Here is a 19454-nt window from a genome sequence, read left to right as displayed (position 1 = left end):
GGATATGTCAGAAATTTTATTTTGAGCGGTTTTTCATGAGGAGAACTGTATTTTTGAGCGGTTCTGCTTACCAAAAGTAAATTGTCTCAGGAAAACGCAAATTGTGACAATTGTGCTAAATATAGTTTTGTTATATGGTGAATGAAATACGTTGGAGGTGTAGTTTGAATGGGAAGAATGAGAAGGATTTGGCAACCAGAAATTTATTATCATGTAACGATGAGGGGAAATAATCGGCAAAATATATTTTTAAATGATGGGGATTTTGCATTGTTTTTCCGTGCACTTTATAAAGCGAATTCAAAATATCCTTTTACCATTATTGCGTATTGCGTGATGAATAATCATTATCATCTGCTGATCCGTTCTCCAGAAGTTCCATTATCAAATATCATGGCAATAGTTAATAAAAGGTATTCGGAGTATTTTAAAAGAAAATATAATTATTATGGACAACTATATGAAACTCGCTATTTTGCTAGCATGGTGTCAGACCCAATTAGTCTATTGAATGTGAGCAGCTATATTCACCAAAATCCAATTAATACAAAAGGTTTCATAGCCTACAAAATGGAAAACTATAGTTATAGTTCATATAAGTATTATGTACTGGAAACAGAATCACCGTATCCTTTTTTGAATACGAAATTACTTCCTTCTATTATAGAAACTTATCCTGAAATTAAAGATAGCGATTACTGTAGCTATTGTGAAAACTTCCGTCTCCCTATTGAAGAAGAAAAGTCCCCTCAAAGTCAAGGAGTTTTGACATAAGAGAGGACCCTAATATTAAGCAATAATTTCGGCAGTATCAGCTTTAAAGTGAATTTGATGAGCTGCTGTTTTACATTCTTGCACAAAAGCATTGAAAATCGGACGAATTGTTGCCAAAGGACCTTCCATCATTTCCGGATGCCACTGTACCGCTACAACAAAGCGATCTTGTTCCCATTCAATGGCTTCCACGATTCCGTCTGGAGCAGTCATTGAAGTTTTAAATCCTTTACCCAATTCTTTCACTGCTTGATGGTGAAAGCTGTTTACCCCAATTTCCTCTGTTTTGTAAATAGCGTGGAGGGTAGACCCTTTTTCAATTTTCACAGGATGAAAAGGATAATGTCGTACCGCTTTAGGTACAGAATGATTAATCCCTTCAGGCTTTTGGGACTCTAAATCTTGATAAAGCGTTCCACCTGTTGCAACGTTTAACAGTTGCATACCTCGGCATATTCCTAGCACAGGTAATGCTGTTTCAAATAAAATTTTTTGAGCCAGCTTCACTTCATGATTATCGCGTCTTGGCTCAATTAATCCTAAACCGAATCGAGGGTATTCACCGTAATAGTTTGGATCAATATCCGATCCTCCCGAGAATAAAATGCCGTCTAACTTTTGCAAAAGTGGTGTTAATGTCTCCAAATCCCTTGTAATCGGTAGGATTACTGGCACCCCTCCAGCACGTTCAATTGCAACTATATAATCATCTGCAAGTAATTGCCATTCTTGCTGGACAGCTCCAATTCCTACTTCCATACCAATAGCATCATCTGATAAATAGTTTGCGCAAATTCCAATAAGTGGTTTCATTTTCCATTCCCCCAAAATCAACAAGTTGTTAACATCTTAAGTTTTCTATTCCAAAGGGTCTAAAATACATGATTCATTACCTATGAGCCTGGCTATTGAATATCAGAAGCCAACAAATCTATTAAATTAACTATGCTTATTTGTAATTGCTTCTGCGTATATTTGTCCAGCTACAAACATGTGCTCCTGCGATTACTCGTCGCAGGAAAAACTTGTGCTCCTATGATTACTTGTCGCATGAAAAACATGTGCCGAAAAAAGCAAACCCTTATAGTTCAACTACCCAACCAAATGGATCTTGTACAGTCCCCTTTTGAATGCCAGTTAATGTATCATATAGCTTTTTTGAAAGCTCCCCTGTTTCACCATTATTCACGTAAAATAATTCACCTTTCCAACGAAGTTCTCCTATTGGAGAAATGACCGCTGCTGTGCCAGTTCCAAAAGCTTCATCTAACTTGCCTGTTCGGTAGGCTTCGCGAATTTCCTCCATTGAAACTTTACGCTCCGTGACTGGAACATCCCAATGTTTCAACAATTGAATAATCGATTTTCGTGTAATCCCATCTAAAATACTACCATTTAAAGCAGGAGTTACAACTTCGCCACCAATTTTGAAAAATACATTCATGCTTCCTACTTCTTCTATATATTTACGTTCAATACCATCTAACCAAAGAACTTGTGCATACCCTCCGAGATCAGCTACTTCTTGTGCTTTTAAGCTTGACGCATAATTACCCGCAGTTTTTGCAGTACCAGTACCGCCTGCAACAGCACGAACATACTCGCTTTCCACAAGAATTTTCACTGGATGAATACCCTCTTTATAATAAGAACCAACAGGAGACATGATGATGATGAAACTATAAGTAAGAGCAGCAGAAACGCCTAAATGTGACTCAGTTGCAATCATGAATGGACGAATATATAAGGATGTCCCTGGTTCAGAAGGAATCCATTCTTTATCAACCTCTATTAATTGCTTCAGTGCCTCAAGTGCCTGTTCTTCATCTATTTTCGCCATGCTCATGCGGTCACAGGAATTATTCATACGCTTCATATTTTCTTCTGGTCGGAATAAACGAACAATACCATCATTTGATAAATACGCTTTCATACCTTCAAAAACAGTTTGCCCATAGTGAAATATAGTCGCAGATGGATCTAAAGTAATTGGTTGATAAGGGATAATTCTGTGGTCATGCCAGCCTATACCTTCCGTATAATCTGCTATAAACATATGATCCGTAAAGGTTCTACCGAAAATCAGTTGATCGGCCGGCACTTTTTCTTTTTTGTTTTCATTTTTAGTAATTTGAATTTTTAGATTACTCATGACGTACTTTTCCCCTATCAATAAAAGTTATTATTGCAACTATATTTATGTGCAATATATTATATGCAATTATACTACTTTTTTATAAATTAGAAACACCTTTTCAAAATTAATTTTCAAAAATTTCGTTCATTTATATTTATGGTGGCAGACACTTGCTTTTCGTAGACTATGTTCTTCTTTCTTTTTACTGTCTTCATTTATTAAACAAGGAATTCTCCTATTCATATAACAATTGGCGATTTACTTCCGATATACCATGTATATAGAAAAATACCATTAGATAGGAGGCATTTTAATTTGTTGAAGTTTTTTACATACATACTCACCTTAATTGTTTTATTGTTCACAACCTTCTCCATCCCCTTTTCTGCGAATGCGTCTACGCTAGTAGATGGAATGTTCGTGGATGCTACTTATGAAGAAGTTGTGTTAAGTAACAAAACAAAAGAAAAAAAATTAACGAAAATTACATTGATTAATGATAACGGTAAAACCATTACATTAAAAATTGATAAATATACGCCACTTTTTATTAATTCGACTTCTACAACGATAGATGCATTTAAAGAAGGATTGTGGATTCAGGCATCGGTAGATTTAGGAAAAGTAACAGAACTTCGTGGCTTCGCGGATATTCCTCAAGGAAATTCCAATGCAATAGGCGAATATTTAACTGGCACAGTGAATGAAATTGATAGAAATGGCAAGTTTATCGCAATTAATTTAAAGAATAAGCAATCGAAAAGATTTTATTTGGTTCAACATACGCAAGTCTTTAAAGAGTCTAAACTCGTAGATTTAAGCGTTTTGTTTGAGGGAGATCGCGTTAAACTTAACCTTACAGACTTCGATTCTAATACACTTGCATCCATTGAAGTAATTGTCGAAGGGATTCAAGTGGAACATTTATACAAAGGAACAATCCAACAAATAGATGCAAACCAAAAGAAGCTTCTAGTGAAAGATGAGAAAGTTTTTCAAAACTGGGACTGGCAATTAGTCAATTCAGCATCAAAAGGAATTACTTCGAAACCATTCACAGCGAAGACACCCATTTACGTAGGAAATAAAACAATCGATCCATCTCAATTACGTTCCTATGTAAATAATGAAGTTTACTATGTAACGATCAATCAACTAGGTAAAGAAGTTATTCAAAAAATTATTATTAAGCAATCAAACGAACGAACCATCCAAGAGAAGTTGAATTCGGTTGATACTTCTGCACAAAAGATTAGACTTTCTAGTACCGGAAGTATTTCTTATCATAAAGGTACTATCATTATTCGGAACGGACGTTTAGTTGATCCTAGTGCACTATCACAAAGTGGCGATGCATATGTAATCACGAACGGTGGAAGCTCATCTCAATACGCAAATATTATTCAAATTACAAACGATGGTTTCCAAAGTCCAAGCTTGTCAAACCATGAAGTGTACTTTGGACAAATTAGCAACGTTGGTTCCAACCGATTACTACTAACGAATACAAGCAAGCTTTTAAATAATTCTTGGTACGCTACTTCTTATGCAAATTTGAATATTAGTAATGATACTGTTGTCGTAGAGGATTATAATAGTTCCACTAAGAACTTTACGTATAGCACGAACAAATATGCTTATTTCTATGTAAAGGATAATCATGTGGTAGCCGCTCACATAATTGGTAGTGGTAGTCCTGCTCCTTTCGTTTCAGTTGGACGATTGCAATCTAAGTCATACTCCTATGCTGATTTGAAAGATGTAAGCCAATGGAAGAACGGATATTGGACAACTATTAATCCAATTAATAATTTAGATATCAGCCAAACTACTTTTATTAAAGAAGGTAAAGTTATTTCTATAGATATGGTAAACGAGAATGATCGATTATTTATCATTCATGAATCCTACGCAAAAGCACGAATTATTTTAGTCGATTAATGTCGATGTGGGCATGTGAATCATTTATTTACATGCCTTTCATTATGACAATCAAAACTGGAAAGAGGTATGAACTATCCAAATGAATATTCCATTTAAACACCAGATGAAGAGACTTTCTATTTTACTAGCACCAATTTTATTAGCTCTTACATTAGTAACTCCAAGCGCATTCGCAAAAGTTCCTGATTTCAACGGGGGGATTTTAGACGAATATATGTACGAAGAAGTATTTTTCTTAGCTGGCTATCCGCTTAAATTTACCGGAAAAGCGACCGTCACAGAAAAAGAAAGTAAAAACCAATTGACATCTACCTATAAGTTTACATTAACAAGTGAACATGGAGATAAATTAACACGCAACGTTGTGTACGTTTCAGACTTAAAAAACTATGAAACAAAAGGACAAACAACTTCCAACACAATAGTAAAGAGTTATACGGAAAAAATAGCAATGGCCGATAAAAGTACATATACACTAGATGACTATCGATTTTCACAAAGCTCCGTCATTGATAATCGACCTGCTACCGATTACTATTCGGGAAATGTGATCGCTCGAAAAATTTATCTAAAAAGCTCCAAAGTCGGTAAGACAACATTGAATGACAAAATTACTGTTTATATGACAGGTCGAGATGTTGGTTATAAAAACTTCTGGGGTTCTACAGACACTCAATTTGTAGATTATGAAATAGAGACTCCTGAAGGTACAGCATTTGTAACAAGCAAAGTATCTGATAGTAAATCTAGAGTGTTGGAATATGAACCACATACGCCAACTCTTTCAAGCTTTGTTGGTGGTCATGCCGTGATTAGCTCCTCCAATATGATTTCGGAATATACGTACAATATTCCTTTCCGTAATCTCTATGATTCCGGTCCGACTATTGGTAATTTTTATTTAAACAAAGAAAAAGCACCGAAAATAGAGCGTCTCATTGTTCCAAAATTCCGAGACATTGCGAATCACTGGTCAAAACCTAATATTGAAAAACTATATTCACTTGGTATTTTCGATGAATCTAGCAACTTCTTTTCACCTGACGCTGCCATGAAAAAAGATCAGTTTACGATAAGTGTTGCAAAAGCAGTTGATTTACGTGTTCTAGAAGAAAAAACAACAAAGAAGAATACCGTAAAAAAACCGTTATTTGAAGACCTAGATCCAAAAGATCCTAACTATGGATATATCGAAAGTGCATTAAATAAAAGCATTGTAAGCCCAGTTAATGCAAAGAAATTTGGTGCAAAGGACTCTATCACACGAGCACAGGCTGCTACCATTATCGTTCGCTCATTGGGACTGGAAAGTCGTGCCCCAAGTCCTGGGTATAAAACACACTTTATCGATGATAACAAAATTCCGAAAGAAGCAAAAGACAGTATCTACGTCGCAAGTGAGCTTGGACTTATTGAGCCGGACAAGAAGAACCGTATTAACGCAAATGAAGTATTAACTAGAGGAAAAGCATCACAACTTCTTGTACGTTACTTAAACTTCTTAGAATCCGACTTAAAACAAAACTACCGCGATGACATGCTATACTTTAACTAGCAAACGAAAACACCTCAGATACCCTAAAAGTATCTGGGGTGTTTTTATTTTCCAGCGTGTAACTAAAATACTTTGTTACAAATTTGTTACGGGTGCCTGGCACCCGTAACAAATTTGTAATTATACGAATATTAACCAAAGGATCATGGTTACTACGATTGTTGTGATACCTTGTAGTAAGGTTGCCATTGTTTGTGCTTTGTATGCATCGGTTACTTTCATTCCGCTGAACTGTGTAACGACCCAGAAGTAGCTGTCGTTCACGTGGCTCACTGTCATCGCACCGGCTCCAATTGCCATAACAACTAGTGCAAGTGGCATTGCTCCTTCAATACCTAAAGTAGGTAACATTGGTGCAGTTAATGACGACGTTATTACAAGTGCCGCTGTGGATGAACCTTGTGCAGTTTTTAGTGCTGCTGCAATTAGGAATGGTACAAGTAAGAATAATGCACCGTTTGCAAGTGCTCCTAAGTCCATTTGTTGCAATTGATCAGCGACGCCTGAATTTTTAATTACAGTACCAAATGATCCACCAGCACCGGTTATTAACAGAATAGGAGCTGCTTCTTTCAAGCTTTCCCCAATCCATCCAGACAATGTTTTTTCACTAATTTCAGGTAATAATAAAAATGCTGCCAACACACCAAATAGTAACGCTACAGTTGGAGCCCCTAAAAACCGTAAGAAATTGGTAAATCCAGATTCACTGCCAGTTAGTGCAGCTACAGATCCAATTCCGATTAACAAGATTGGCAAAATAATTGGAAGGAACGATTTAAAAGTAGAAGGCATTTTGCCGAAAGATTTGATTACTTCGTCATAATCCAGTGCTTCCTCGTGATCCGCTTCCACATCAATTTTCGTGCCTACTTTTATTGCCCAAAGATATCCTACAATAACTGCTGGAATTGCTACAAATAATCCTACTAAAATGATTGTTCCTAAATAATCAGAAGCCCCGATATTCCCTGCAGCCGCAATCGGACCAGGAGTTGGAGGAACAAGCGTATGTGTTGCAAATAAACCTGTTGATAAAGCAATCGTCATGGAAGCGACTTTCACCTTTGCACGTTTTGCTAAAGATTTTTTCAAGCTTGATAGAATAATAAAACCTGAATCACAAAATACTGGTATGGAAACGATGTATCCGATAATAGACATCGCAAGCTGTGGTCGCTTTTCCCCTAAAACACGAAGAACCACTTCTGCCATACGATAAGCAGCACCAGATTTCTCTAATATAACCCCAATAATTGTACCTGCAACAATTACTAGACCGATATTCGTCATGAGTCCGCCGAAACCGGTATTTACATTTTCCACAACAGTCAGTAATGGCATTCCAGAAGCAATACCAACAAAAAACGCACTAATTAATAAAGCTAAAAACGGATGAAGCTTGAACACAGCCGTTGCCACGACAACTAAAACTACACCAAGAAAAATCACTAAAAATAACATTTGATACACCCCTTTTTATTTTGCTAAAATAGATTTCATCATTTCCTTCGTTTTCAAACGTAAATAATATGCAGCATTGCTGATCGATTCTTCTTGTGAAATAGTACCATCCGCTACACTCGCGAGCTTATAAAAATATGGATATAATTGCGAAATACTTTCTTGTTCAATAAAACCTGCTATTAATACAACTGGTATGCCTTGCTTTTTTGCAGCGTTTGCGATTCCGATAGGCGCCTTGCCAGAAAGAGTTTGAAGATCTGATTTTCCTTCTCCAGTAAAGATGAAATCTGCATTTTCTATTTGTCGGTGAAAGCCAATTGCTTTCATGACTACTTCTATGCCTGGTTTTAATTCAACTGGAAAAAATGCTAGAAAAGCACCGCCTAGCCCCCCTGCTGCACCTGCTCCGGGTTGATCATGAAGTGAGATACCAGTTAGACTTTCCACTTTATTTGCTAAATTTAATAGATTTTCATCTAACTTTCCTACTAAATCAGGGGTGACTCCTTTTTGCGGTCCGAAAATAGCAGTAGCTCCAGTTGGTCCGATAAATGGATTGTCCACATCACAAGCAATGATAAAGTGTGATTCCTGTATCCGCTGATCAAAACTCAGGACGTCAATTTCAACAAGATCTTTTAATGAACCTGCCCCTTGTGCAATTTCCTCCCCTACTTCATTTCGAAATTTCATTCCCAACGCTTGAAGCATTCCTGTTCCACCATCATTTGTTGCACTTCCGCCGATACCAACGACAAACTTTCGATACCCGTTATCCAATGCATGGCGGATTAATTCACCTGTTCCAAAAGTAGATGCTATGAGTGGATTTTTTTCGTGCTCCTTAAGTAGTGTTAAACCAGAAGCTTTCGCCATTTCAATGACACATGTTTCTCCATCTCCTAGTACACCATATTCGACATAAATTGGGCGACCGATCGGATCATGCACTGCGACATAAACAGTTTGTCCATTCGTAGCATTGATAAGTGGCTCAAGAGTACCTTCTCCACCATCTGCTATAGGTAATAGTACAGTCTCAATCATAGGGTCAATTTCTTTTATTCCTGCAGAAATTTCTTGAGCAGCTTCTGTTGCTGTTAACGAACCTTTAAAAGAATCAGGACTAACAATGATTTTCACGTAAACACCTCCTTTACTTAAGCGCTTACATTGAAGTATAGTGACTATTTAGAAGATTTACATTATACTTAAAGTATAAAAATATTGGATTATAATCCCGCTATTTTTATACTTTCGGGAGGTTATATGATTACAAAACAGATTGCCAACCAAATTGTCGACCAAACAATGTTACGACTGCATCGAAATATTAATGTTATTCAAACAAATGGAATGATACTTGCCTCCGGAGATGAATTGCGAGTAGATAGTATACATGAAGGAGCCGTTGTCGTTGCAGAAACGAAAAAGCCTTTATGGATTACGGAAGAAAATAGACACTTATTTCCAAGGACAAAGCCTGGCATTAATTTGCCTATATTTTTTCAAAAAGAATTAGTCGGTATCATAGGCATTACAGGAGATCCCGAAGAAATGGAAGAAATAGCTACATTGGTTCAACTCACAACCGAAATGATGGTACATCAAGCACTGATCGTATCGGAAAGAGAATGGAAACGTAAAATGCAAGAAATGGTGTTTGAAGAATTAATGAGTGGTCAACCACTTCAAAAAGTCATCTATGAGCGAATAAATAAAATAGGATTTTTAAATAAAGCACCCTTTTATGCCATTATGCTAGAAATTAATCCCGAGTCTAAATCATATCAGTCCATCTTGCAAGGAATCGAATACTTTTTTCAGGGTGACTCTATCTTAGTAGGACATTATCAATTAAATGAGCATTTCATTCTAATTGCTGGTCTACACGAAAAATCATTTAAACATAAAATTTCCTTGCTAGTTTCCAATTTAAAGAAATATAGCTCCCTACCAATTGGAGTTGGTCAAGTCGTCCACTCGCTTGAAGAAGTTCATTATGCTTATCAAACAGCTAAAATTGCTTTAGAAGAGGGAACTTCAAATAAAAACATCACCTATTTCGAAGAGGTTGAACAGTATGCTTTATTTAAAAAGCGCAATTCAAAAGAAGCACAACACTTTGCAAATCGTGTTTTAAAAGAATTAAACGAGAAACTACTTCAAACTTTACAAGAATTTTTTAATTGTAACCAACAACTTGCAATATGTGCGGAGACCTTGGATATTCACCGACATACACTGACGTATCGACTGAAGAAAATTTGTGAGTTAACCGGCTACAATCCATCTGTTTTCCAAGATGCCATCGTCTTACAAATTGCTCTGTGGTGCTATACTCCAAAATAAAATGAATTAAAAAACCGTTTCAGCATATTAGCCGAAACGGTTGTATCTTTTTAGTTATTATCTTCTAGCAACTTCTACCTTCGCTACTTTTTTAGCTCCAACGTATTTTGAACCCCAGTAATATGGGTCATTTAATTTATCCACTCGAACACCTTTTGATGTCGAAGCATGAATAAATTTCCCACTACCTATGTACATGCCAACATGAGATACACCTTTTCCTGTTGTGTTAAAGAAAACTAGGTCTCCCACTGCTAAATTCGATTTTTTCACGGAAGTTCCTGTGCTGTAGATTCCTGCTGCTGTTCTTGGTAAATAAACTCCGTGTTGTTTGTAAACATACCCGACGTATCCGGAGCAATCAAATCCTGCCTTCGTTGTTCCACCAGTACGATATTTAATTCCTACTAGACTTTTCGCACTCGATACGATTTGAGTCGATGCTACAGAGCTTGCTGCCTCTGTATTTCCTGCAAATGTTCCCGCGGCTAAAACTACAGTTAAACTAAAGATGGTAATGATTTTTTTAAACAAAGAAGTCAAATCTCATGTTCCTCCAAAAGCTGTTTTTTAGAAAAACGTTCTAACAAATATTGTTTGAAAATTTCTCTATACCCATACTAACACGAACCGAAACACAGTGGCTTTACAGTTGTGTAACAAAACTATTACATAAAACGTCTAATACTATTCGAAAATTTGTTTGATCCAAAATGCATACTTGTGCAGAAGTTGGATAATTACTATGTAAAATGCAAATACATTCAAAAAAAATCGCCCCTTGTCAACAATTGACAGTCGGAACGATCCTACCTTATTAATGTATCCCGTGTGAAACCATCGCTTCTGCTACCTTTAAAAAACCAGCTATATTCGCACCCACCACTAGATTGCCTGGATACCCAAAACTCGTTGCTGCATCATGGCAACTTGTATAAATATTCTTCATAATAATTTTCAACTTGTCATCTACTTCTTCTACCGTCCAAGATAGACGCATACTATTCTGTGACATTTCCATTGCTGAAACCGCCACCCCGCCAGCATTTGCTGCCTTTGCTGGTCCAAATAATACACCATTTGCTTGAAATGCAAGAATTGCTTTCTCTGTACAAGGCATATTAGCTCCTTCTCCGACAGCCTTTACCCCATTTTTGATGAGTAATGAAGCATCTATCTCTTCAAGTTCATTCTGCGTGGCACAAGGCAATGCGATATCACATGGAACCGACCAAATGCCTGTGCAACCTTCATGATATGTCGCTAGCTTATGAAAATTAGTGTACTCCTGTATTCTTTTATTATCCAATTCTTTCAATTGAATAACGGTACCGACATCTATTCCATTCGGATCAAAAATATAGCCGTTCGAGTCACTACAAGCAAGCACTTTAGCTCCAAGCTCAATCGCTTTTTCCATCGCATATGTCGCCACATTCCCTGAACCGGAGACAATAACATTTTTCCCTGCAAAACTATCTCCTATTTCCTTCAACATTTCTTCTACAAAATAAACACAACCATAACCAGTTGCTTCTTTTCTTCCTAAGCTTCCTCCATGATTGGGATCTTTTCCTGTGAATACCCCCGCCTCATAACCGCCTTTTAAACGATTGTACTGCCCAAACATATACCCAATTTCTCTTTTTCCAACACCTATATCTCCCGCTGGAACATCCATATCAGCGCCTATATATTTACTCAGTTCTGTAATAAAACTTTGTGTGAAACGCATAATCTCGCGCTCCGACTTACCTTTAGGATCGAAATCAGAGCCACCCTTGCCCCCACCAATCGGTTGACCAGTTAGTGCATTTTTAAAGGTCTGTTCAAAAGCAAGAAACTTCATAATACTGCTGTTCACAGTAGGATGAAAACGAATCCCGCCTTTATATGGCCCCATACTATTGTTAAATTGCACACGGAAACCGCGATTTACTTGCACTTTACCAGTATCATCTTCCCAAGATACACGAAAAGTAATAACCCGATCAGGTTCCGTAATACGTTCTAAAATCCCATTATGAATAAACTTAGGATGCTTTAAAAATACTGGGCGAAGGGAATCAAAAATTTCACGAGTCGCTTGTAAGAACTCTTTCTCCCCTGGATTGCGTTTCTTCACTAACTCGTAAACTTCATGTACATAATCATTTGCTCTATTTCTTTGTTCGATATCCACATTTCTTTGCATTTCCATCGTTATTCTCCCCTCCCCTTCCTTATGGCTATCTTCATTATCTCGAATATTCAAAAAACATTCAACAATATTTGCATATTTATTATAAATATTCATTTAGAACTATAAATATGCGTTTCGCCGCAAGCAAAACCCTCAGAGTGGCTTACTAGCTCCCTTTGTTACAAGATTGTTGCTGGTGCCAGGCACCAGTAACAATCTTGTAATAATCTATTGATTTCTATTGATTTCTATTTATTTCTATTTATTTCAACGAAAAAAAGTGACTCCAAGCATTATGCTTCGGAGTCACTTTTTCTTTTAGTATAAGCTTTTTATGAGTGTTTCTAACATGACAGGCAATTCGACGAATGCGCTATCCACGTGTAGACGTTCTGTTTTTTGGTGTGCATCTTTTCCGAATGGTCCTACATTTAATACTGGACCTTTTAGTTGAGACATATCTTCAAATGGAATGCTGTATGTGTCGCCCCAAACTGGCGTGTTACTTTCGAAAGCCGTCCAGCCATTGCCCTCGTCCTCGTAATTGACATAACTTAAATCACAAATACCATTGAAATAGTGAATTTGCTTGACTGTGTTGTTAAACGTTTGCGCCGATTGTTTCATTAGATCTACCGCTTCTATTACAAGCGGATGATTGGACGTATTTACCGCTGGGTAATAAGGAGGTGCGAATAGGATAACGGTTGCAGGAGCCAACTCTTGGCACTGAATCATTAAATCATCCACGATGCGTAGTGATTTTTCTCGATCGTCCCAATCTTCCTGCTGAAGTGACTCTAGTTTCAATCGCTCCACTTCTTCCACACCTAATTTTTTATTGGCATATGCAAGTAGTTCTTCATAACGAAGAACCTTCACTTGCCCTACCCCTTTTACTTGCTCGCGTTCGCAAATCACTTGGTAATTCTTATTTAGCTCATCCATTGCTTCCGTTGCTACTTGATCGAAAAGATCCATCACTTCATTTGCTGTACGTTTCAATAAAAACACGTTATACAACGCCACTGCTCGATAAGGAGTTTGCGTCGAATACGACATTTTTAAATCTTTTTGCTGCAATGAAACAGGAAGTGGCGTGCTTTCACCCAGATCCGTCTCGCGGAATAACGTATTCCATTCCATACGTTGTGTCAAATAAGATGCAATATAGTTCGCCGTCATTCCTTTCATCGGCTCCCCAACATGCGTTTCTTTTCCGTAAAATAAAGCAGCAGGCATAATCTTTCCAATAGTTCCAGAATAAATATATTCATCAATATCTGTTGGACTTTGAGAAAAACAAGGCTCACTATTTAAGAATAATTTATACGTTAAACCGAATTCCTCTCGAATACGAACTAGCTGTGTTACTGCTGCACGCATACCCGCAGAGTTTACTTCCTCATCTGGAACAGTAGTTAATATAAGATTGATCGGCCATTCTTCCATACTCGCTCTTTCAATAAGTTGCATATGAAGCGCTAATCCCATTTTCATATCCATCGTGCCTCGACCAAATAAATACTTACCAGTTTCCAAATCGATACGAGCAGACTCTGGTAAATCAGTTGGATTTTCCATTAGCTTTTTTGTTAATTCCTCTGGAAAATAGGCTAGCGGTTCTAAAACTCCGTACTCTTCCGTCTGAACAGTATCAAAATGACTGATAAGGACAACTGTCTCCGTAGCCTCAGGATGTTTATATAAAGCAGTGACAGCATGTCTTCCAAGTCCTGCATCATGCATCTGCAAATGGCTTGGATGCTCTTGAAAATACGTTAGTTCTTTCAACTTATCTATCACTTTTGGAGCGAACTTTGTTTCGCCTTCTGTAAGCGTTATACTATTCCAACTAACAAGTTCACATAACAATGCTCGAAGCTTTTCTGGTGTTTCCCAAAATAATTGATTCATCTCGAATTTCTCCCTTACATAGTTATAATGCCAGACACTGACACTGTTCTGAATGCTTGGAGCTGCGTCCGATTGTGTCGTGCCTGGCACCTAATTATTTCTTATGCTGACTTTTTATTCTTTTTCTCTAATCTCAATTTATAGAATAGCATACAAGCTATGAAAAAACCTACCCCATAGTATAGACCAATTCTTTGTTCTGGATCGAATGCTAAAAATACTAGAATCATCAGGCAAAATCCAATACAAACTAGCGGTATTAATGGATAAAAGGGAACTTTATATTTTAATTCGGCTAATTGTCCACCATCTTTTAAATATTTTCGACGGAACATTAACTGTGAAGTCGCGATACCCATCCATGAAATAGTAACTGCAATACCTGCGATCGACATTAATAAGACGAACACTGCATCTGCTTCCATTACGCTAGTTAATAAAGAAAATAAAGAGAAAACCATCGTGAAAATTAATGCATTTAAAGGCACTTTTCGCTTAGAAAGACGACCAAACATTTTTGGTGCCATTCCTTCTTTAGCCATTGACCATAGTAATCGAGTAGATGCATATAAGCATGAATTCCCAACAGACAAAATTGCCGTTAAAATGACAAAGTTCATAATGCTACCTGCATACGGAATACCAGCTAAATTCATTAATGTAACAAATGGGCTTTCCAATAAACCAAGTTCTGAAGCTGGAAAAATTGCAGACAAAACGATAATAGATGCAATATAAAACACAATGATTCTTATTAAAATTGTACTTATTGCTTTTGGAATATTTTTTTGAGGATCTTCCGTTTCCCCTGCAGCAATCCCAACCATCTCTGAACCTTGGTAGGAGAAAATAACGTTCATCATCGTCACAAAAACAATGGCGATTCCTGCTGGAAATAATCCGGAAGGTGCCAAGTTAGTAAGCGCTGGAGTCACTCTATCTTCCAGTGGAATAAGACCGAAAATTGCTCCAACCCCAATAACAATAAACAAAATTACCGCAACTACTTTAATACCGGCTAACCAAAACTCTGTTTCCGCAAAAGCTCTAGTTGATAAGGCATTTAACGCAAATAATAAAACCATAAATAGAGCACACCATATCCAAACAGGAACATCAGGAAACCAATGCTTCATAAGTATTCCAGCGGCGGTAAACTCCACCCCTGCTGTAGCAGCCGAACCTACAAAATACATCCATCCAAGCGAAAATCCTGCAGACGGACTTATAAAACGAGTTGCATACGTTTGAAATGAACCAGTTACCGGCATGTAAACAGCAAGTTCTCCTAAACAAATCATTACCATATATAAGATCAAACCGCCAAATAAGTATCCAAGGATGGCACCACCTGGACCAGCTTGATTAATCGTATAACCTGCATTTAAAAATAGGCCTGTCCCAATTACTCCCCCAAGGGAAAGCATAAATAAATGACGGCTTTTCATCGAACGGTTCAATAAATCACCTTGTACTGCTTGATCCCCTACTTTTGACATAACACTTTCCCCCATTTATCCCAGGCACCCAACTAACCATATTCAATAGTTCTAGAATTTTTCCAAATTTGTTTCGGGTTTGTTTCGGGTGCCTGGCACCTGTAATAATTCTGAGATATATTTGTCTTTATTTCTCTTTAGTTTAGAATCTTAGTGATAAACAGCTAAGTCCGCCGTCTTGTTTTCTAACTTCAGACATATCTAATTCGATTGTTTCGAAACCTGCTTCATTGATTTTGCGTTTCGTTTCGCTATATCCTTGTGGAATAATGACATAGTCGTTTACACGAATACAGTTTGCAGAGTACTCATCTTCTTTGCCGATGACGATTTTTTCGTATGAATCAAATGCGGGATGATCAACAAATTCACCTGCTACGACCATTTTGTTGTTACCTAAATAAGCAATGCCCGTTTTTAGGTGGAAGAATTTTTCAAGTGGAATGATTGTTGCTTCGAAACCTTCTCCTTCTAGAATTTCTTTTAATTGGCGAGCGCCTTCTTCATTTGTACGTTCAGAAATACCAATATAGAAACAATTTTCTGCTTGAAGAATATCTCCTCCATCAAGTGTTCCAGGGGCTTTAATATAATGAAACTTCTTATAAAAGTCTTTTAAAGCGCTTTCAATTTCGACAATTTCACCGTTTCGAGAATCTGCACCGGGATTTGTAACGACAGCAAAATCAGTTGTAAGTACAGCTGCATCTTCTACAAATGTAGAATCTGGAAATTCTTCGCTTGGAGAAAGAAGTGTTACTTCCACTCCACACTTTTTCAACGCTTCAATATAAGCCTCATGTTGCACTAATAATTTATCGTAATCCGGTGTCCCTAAATCTGATGTAGTTAATCCTCCTACATAGCTCTTTCCTGGTGTTTTTGCGATCACATTTTTAAATATACTCATTTTATTTTCCTCCTTTAGTTTCTTACAACTGGACTTGTCAAACATGTTGGCCCACCTGTACCTAATACACTTATTTCTTGCCCTTTATATTCATAAACTGTTGCACCAGCATCTAGCAGTTGTTGTTTTGTGGAATCATTTCCTTCTACAATCACACAAACTCGTGGTGCAAGAGCCAATACATTACATCCAAGTGTGTCGTATTCTGCTTTTGGTACTTCCACTAATTGGATTCCACGTTCGATTAATAGTTGGCGGAAGAACACTGGCATTAATGGTGAATGCACTACTGCTAAATCTTTATCAACCATGCTAATGAAAGACATAAGATGTAGACATTCTGCTTCACCTTGATCATGTGGAAGCTGCACAACGATGAACTCATCTACATACGGAGCAGTCATTTCTTTTAATTGGCGAATTGCTTCGTCATTTGTACGGTAACCGCGACCTACAACAAGTGTTTTATCATCTAACCAAACGATATCTCCACCATCGGATACTGCATCTCCTGTTAACTCGCCAATAATAGGAATCTCTTTTTCTTGTAAAAACTCTTTATAAACAATAGCTTCTGGTTGTCTTAATTTTTTGCCAGATTTTAAAATAATGGCTCCGGCTGGTGTGAATTTAACTGGATCATGTGCGTAGATAGAATCTAAGCCGACTGAGTCTGCTGCTGGAAGATAATCGATTTGAGGTACATGCTTTTCTAATATGTCGATGAATCCTTTATACTCAAGTACCGCTTCTTCAAAGTTTGGTTCTTGTAAGTAATTAAATACTGTCCATTGATCAGTCAAATGTGCTTGACTAATAAATGCTTCATTTGGATGTTTGACAATTACACGGTCTAACTTTCTAAACATAGATGAATTATAGGTCATTTCAATCCCTCTTTTCCATTGAGTGGAAAACGTTTCCGAATATCGGAAAGTTTATATTTAAAATATAAATGCAATATGTTACAATGTCAATATATTTAGAATTTTATTTTTTAATTATATTGAAATAGTAAGTTTATTTCCCATACTATTTAGGAGGTGCATTCCATGCAATCGATCATCCGAGCGATGACTGTTGCGAAAGTGTTAGCAGCACATGCAACAGAGAAAGGTGTAACAATTTCTGATCTTTCCAAACTATGCGAACTTCCTCTCAGTACAATGCACAGATTACTTCAAGCAATGATGAAACAAGGAATGGTAGAGCAGGATGAACAACTGAAAACTTACAAACTCGGTGTAATTTGGTTGGAATACGGTCTACAAGTGTATGACTCAATTGATTACATCAGCAAAATTAGACCGGAAATTGAACAATTATCTAAAGAAGTAGAGGAAAGTGTCTATTTAAGTAAGCCGCTAGGGACAGAAGCAATTATTGTAGAAAGAATTGATAGCCCAAACAATCCTATTCGAATTTATGATCAAATGGGTTTGCGCATACCAATGAATATCGGTGCTGCAAATAAATCGATGCTAGCAGCTATGCCAGCAGCCAAAGCGGAAAGTATTTTGTCCCAACTCGTATCTGAAGACCAAATGACTGAAATGAAAAAAACATTCGATCAAATAAAAAAACAAGGATACGCAACAAGCCACTCCGAAAGAACGGAAGGCACATCCTCAGTTGCAGTATCCATAAAAGACAGCTTCGGCCAAGTTATTGGAGCCATTAGCATAGGAGTCGTCAGCTTCAACCTCACAGATGAACGACTCGAATTTCTAGCAAAAAAAGCAATCGAAACAGGCAATCGAATCTCACAAAAACTAGTATCTAGCCATTAAAAAAGTGTTACAAGTATATTACGGGTGCCAGGCACCTGTAATATACTTGTAACACAGATTCACAAATTTCATATTTTACTTGTTAGTTACTATGTTAGTCCATTCGTTTTCTAACCATTCAAGGCCTCTTTCGCCTTCATATGTGTCGTATACATCGATTCGCATTCTCTTTAGTTTTGTAGCGAATTCTTCAAATGTATGGTCTTTCGGCAAACTTTTCTTCACACGTAAGAAAACTTTATTTGCCCCTTTGACTATTTCAAATTTTTTGCGAGCAGGTAATTGAACATCTTGTCCAAAATCAATTAGTATACGATAAGCTTCTTCTTGAATTTTATAAACAGGATCATTTGCTAATCTTGTGTTCAAAATATCAATAACTTGGCTCGTATTATATCTCCCTAATTCCTCTACTGCATCGTAACGTGCTCTCCAACTAGCAGTGCGATTGACTGCTTTTTTTAGTTCCTCATAATTCTCTGGCAACTCATCTTTAATAATTTTTTTACTCAAATACTCCAAACTCCTTCTATTTCTGTTTATATGAGATGATCGATTTATCAATTTAACTCGTTTATCTGTAGAAATCATTTCTTCTCTTTCTACATTATATACTACAAATCGCATATCTCCTATTTTGTTAAGGGGCAATATTCTCCCGATTTTATTAAAAATTAATACTTTTGAATTTGGTCATCATTGCAGAACACTACTTGATTAATAGAAAAAGAAAAAAATACGAGACTCCTGCCTGCAGAAGAACGGATCAACAAGTCCTCGCACGAAGCGCAGCGAAGGAAAAGGACTTGCCATGTTTGGCTGGGGCAACAACTCAAAAATAGCATTATTACAGAAGTGTTACTGGTGCCAGGCACCAGTAATACTCCTGTAACAATGCGGTGATTTAGTAATTCATTTTAATTTTAT

16 protein-coding genes are annotated in these 19454 nt (G+C 37.1%); 5 read left to right on the top strand and 11 right to left on the bottom strand.

All coding sequences use genetic code 11. The annotated features are described in order from the left end of the window. Nucleotides 1-168: 168 nt before the first annotated feature. Nucleotides 169-774 (top strand): transposase, encoded by a 606-nt coding sequence (locus ACEPXG_RS04475; RefSeq protein WP_391207917.1) that lies wholly within the window; start codon nucleotides 169-171, stop codon nucleotides 772-774. A gap of 15 nt (nucleotides 775-789) precedes the next feature. On the opposite strand, the gene ACEPXG_RS04470 is transcribed toward ACEPXG_RS04475, so the two are convergent. Beyond that, entirely contained in the window at nucleotides 790-1587 is a 798-nt protein-coding gene (locus ACEPXG_RS04470; RefSeq protein WP_391207915.1) for a gamma-glutamyl-gamma-aminobutyrate hydrolase family protein, read from the bottom strand. Nucleotides 1588-1855: 268 nt separating this feature from the next. After that, entirely contained in the window at nucleotides 1856-2926 is a 1071-nt protein-coding gene (locus ACEPXG_RS04465) for a branched-chain amino acid aminotransferase (RefSeq protein ID WP_391207912.1), read from the bottom strand. Between the two features lie 300 nt (nucleotides 2927-3226). Between ACEPXG_RS04465 and ACEPXG_RS04460 the strand changes: the two genes are divergently transcribed. Then, on the top strand, nucleotides 3227-4852 hold the full coding sequence (locus ACEPXG_RS04460) for a hypothetical protein (RefSeq protein WP_391207910.1): 1626 nt from the start codon (nucleotides 3227-3229) through the stop codon (nucleotides 4850-4852). Between the two features lie 82 nt (nucleotides 4853-4934). Next, nucleotides 4935-6410, top strand: a complete 1476-nt coding sequence (locus ACEPXG_RS04455; RefSeq protein ID WP_391207909.1) for an S-layer homology domain-containing protein — start codon at nucleotides 4935-4937, stop codon at nucleotides 6408-6410. A 120-nt stretch (nucleotides 6411-6530) separates the two neighbouring features. Here ACEPXG_RS04455 and ACEPXG_RS04450 read toward each other — a convergent pair whose 3' ends face one another. Next, nucleotides 6531-7874 carry a GntP family permease gene (locus ACEPXG_RS04450; protein ID WP_391207907.1) on the bottom strand — a complete coding sequence of 448 codons (1344 nt, stop codon included), beginning with the start codon at nucleotides 7872-7874 and terminating at the stop codon, nucleotides 6531-6533. A 15-nt stretch (nucleotides 7875-7889) separates the two neighbouring features. After that, on the bottom strand, nucleotides 7890-9020 hold the full coding sequence (locus ACEPXG_RS04445) for a glycerate kinase (protein ID WP_391207905.1): 1131 nt from the start codon (nucleotides 9018-9020) through the stop codon (nucleotides 7890-7892). Between the two features lie 126 nt (nucleotides 9021-9146). On the opposite strand from ACEPXG_RS04445, the gene ACEPXG_RS04440 reads away from it, so the two are divergent. Beyond that, nucleotides 9147-10229: a CdaR family transcriptional regulator gene (locus tag ACEPXG_RS04440; RefSeq protein ID WP_391207903.1), complete on the top strand. Its 1083-nt coding sequence runs from the start codon at nucleotides 9147-9149 to the stop codon at nucleotides 10227-10229. 57 nt (nucleotides 10230-10286) lie between these two features. Here the strand turns inward: ACEPXG_RS04440 and ACEPXG_RS04435 are convergent, their stop codons facing one another. From ACEPXG_RS04435 to ACEPXG_RS04410, 6 genes are all read right to left on the bottom strand, one after another. Further along, complete coding sequence (locus ACEPXG_RS04435) at nucleotides 10287-10772, bottom strand: C40 family peptidase (protein WP_391207900.1); 486 nt, start codon at nucleotides 10770-10772, stop codon at nucleotides 10287-10289. 274 nt (nucleotides 10773-11046) lie between these two features. Beyond that, entirely contained in the window at nucleotides 11047-12429 is a 1383-nt protein-coding gene (gdhA, locus tag ACEPXG_RS04430) for an NADP-specific glutamate dehydrogenase (protein ID WP_391207898.1), read from the bottom strand. Between the two features lie 300 nt (nucleotides 12430-12729). Continuing rightward, on the bottom strand, nucleotides 12730-14328 hold the full coding sequence (locus ACEPXG_RS04425; RefSeq protein WP_391207896.1) for a M20/M25/M40 family metallo-hydrolase: 1599 nt from the start codon (nucleotides 14326-14328) through the stop codon (nucleotides 12730-12732). Between the two features lie 101 nt (nucleotides 14329-14429). Then, entirely contained in the window at nucleotides 14430-15827 is a 1398-nt protein-coding gene (locus ACEPXG_RS04420; RefSeq protein WP_391207894.1) for an amino acid permease, read from the bottom strand. 142 nt (nucleotides 15828-15969) lie between these two features. Further along, nucleotides 15970-16737 (bottom strand): dimethylarginine dimethylaminohydrolase family protein, encoded by a 768-nt coding sequence (locus tag ACEPXG_RS04415; protein WP_391207892.1) that lies wholly within the window; start codon nucleotides 16735-16737, stop codon nucleotides 15970-15972. Nucleotides 16738-16751: 14 nt separating this feature from the next. Beyond that, entirely contained in the window at nucleotides 16752-17624 is an 873-nt protein-coding gene (locus ACEPXG_RS04410; RefSeq protein WP_391207890.1) for a dimethylarginine dimethylaminohydrolase family protein, read from the bottom strand. A 165-nt stretch (nucleotides 17625-17789) separates the two neighbouring features. On the opposite strand from ACEPXG_RS04410, the gene ACEPXG_RS04405 reads away from it, so the two are divergent. Continuing rightward, nucleotides 17790-18527, top strand: a complete 738-nt coding sequence (locus ACEPXG_RS04405) for an IclR family transcriptional regulator (RefSeq protein WP_391207888.1) — start codon at nucleotides 17790-17792, stop codon at nucleotides 18525-18527. Between the two features lie 75 nt (nucleotides 18528-18602). Here the strand turns inward: ACEPXG_RS04405 and ACEPXG_RS04400 are convergent, their stop codons facing one another. Beyond that, nucleotides 18603-19040 carry a HEAT repeat domain-containing protein gene (locus ACEPXG_RS04400; protein WP_391207886.1) on the bottom strand — a complete coding sequence of 146 codons (438 nt, stop codon included), beginning with the start codon at nucleotides 19038-19040 and terminating at the stop codon, nucleotides 18603-18605. Nucleotides 19041-19454: the final 414 nt, after the last annotated feature.

Origin of the sequence: Psychrobacillus sp. L4, assembly GCF_042944905.1 — a bacterium.
Classification (GTDB): domain Bacteria; phylum Bacillota; class Bacilli; order Bacillales_A; family Planococcaceae; genus Psychrobacillus.
Note: the sequence above shows the minus strand (reverse complement) of the source record. Positions and strands in the feature narration are given on the sequence as shown.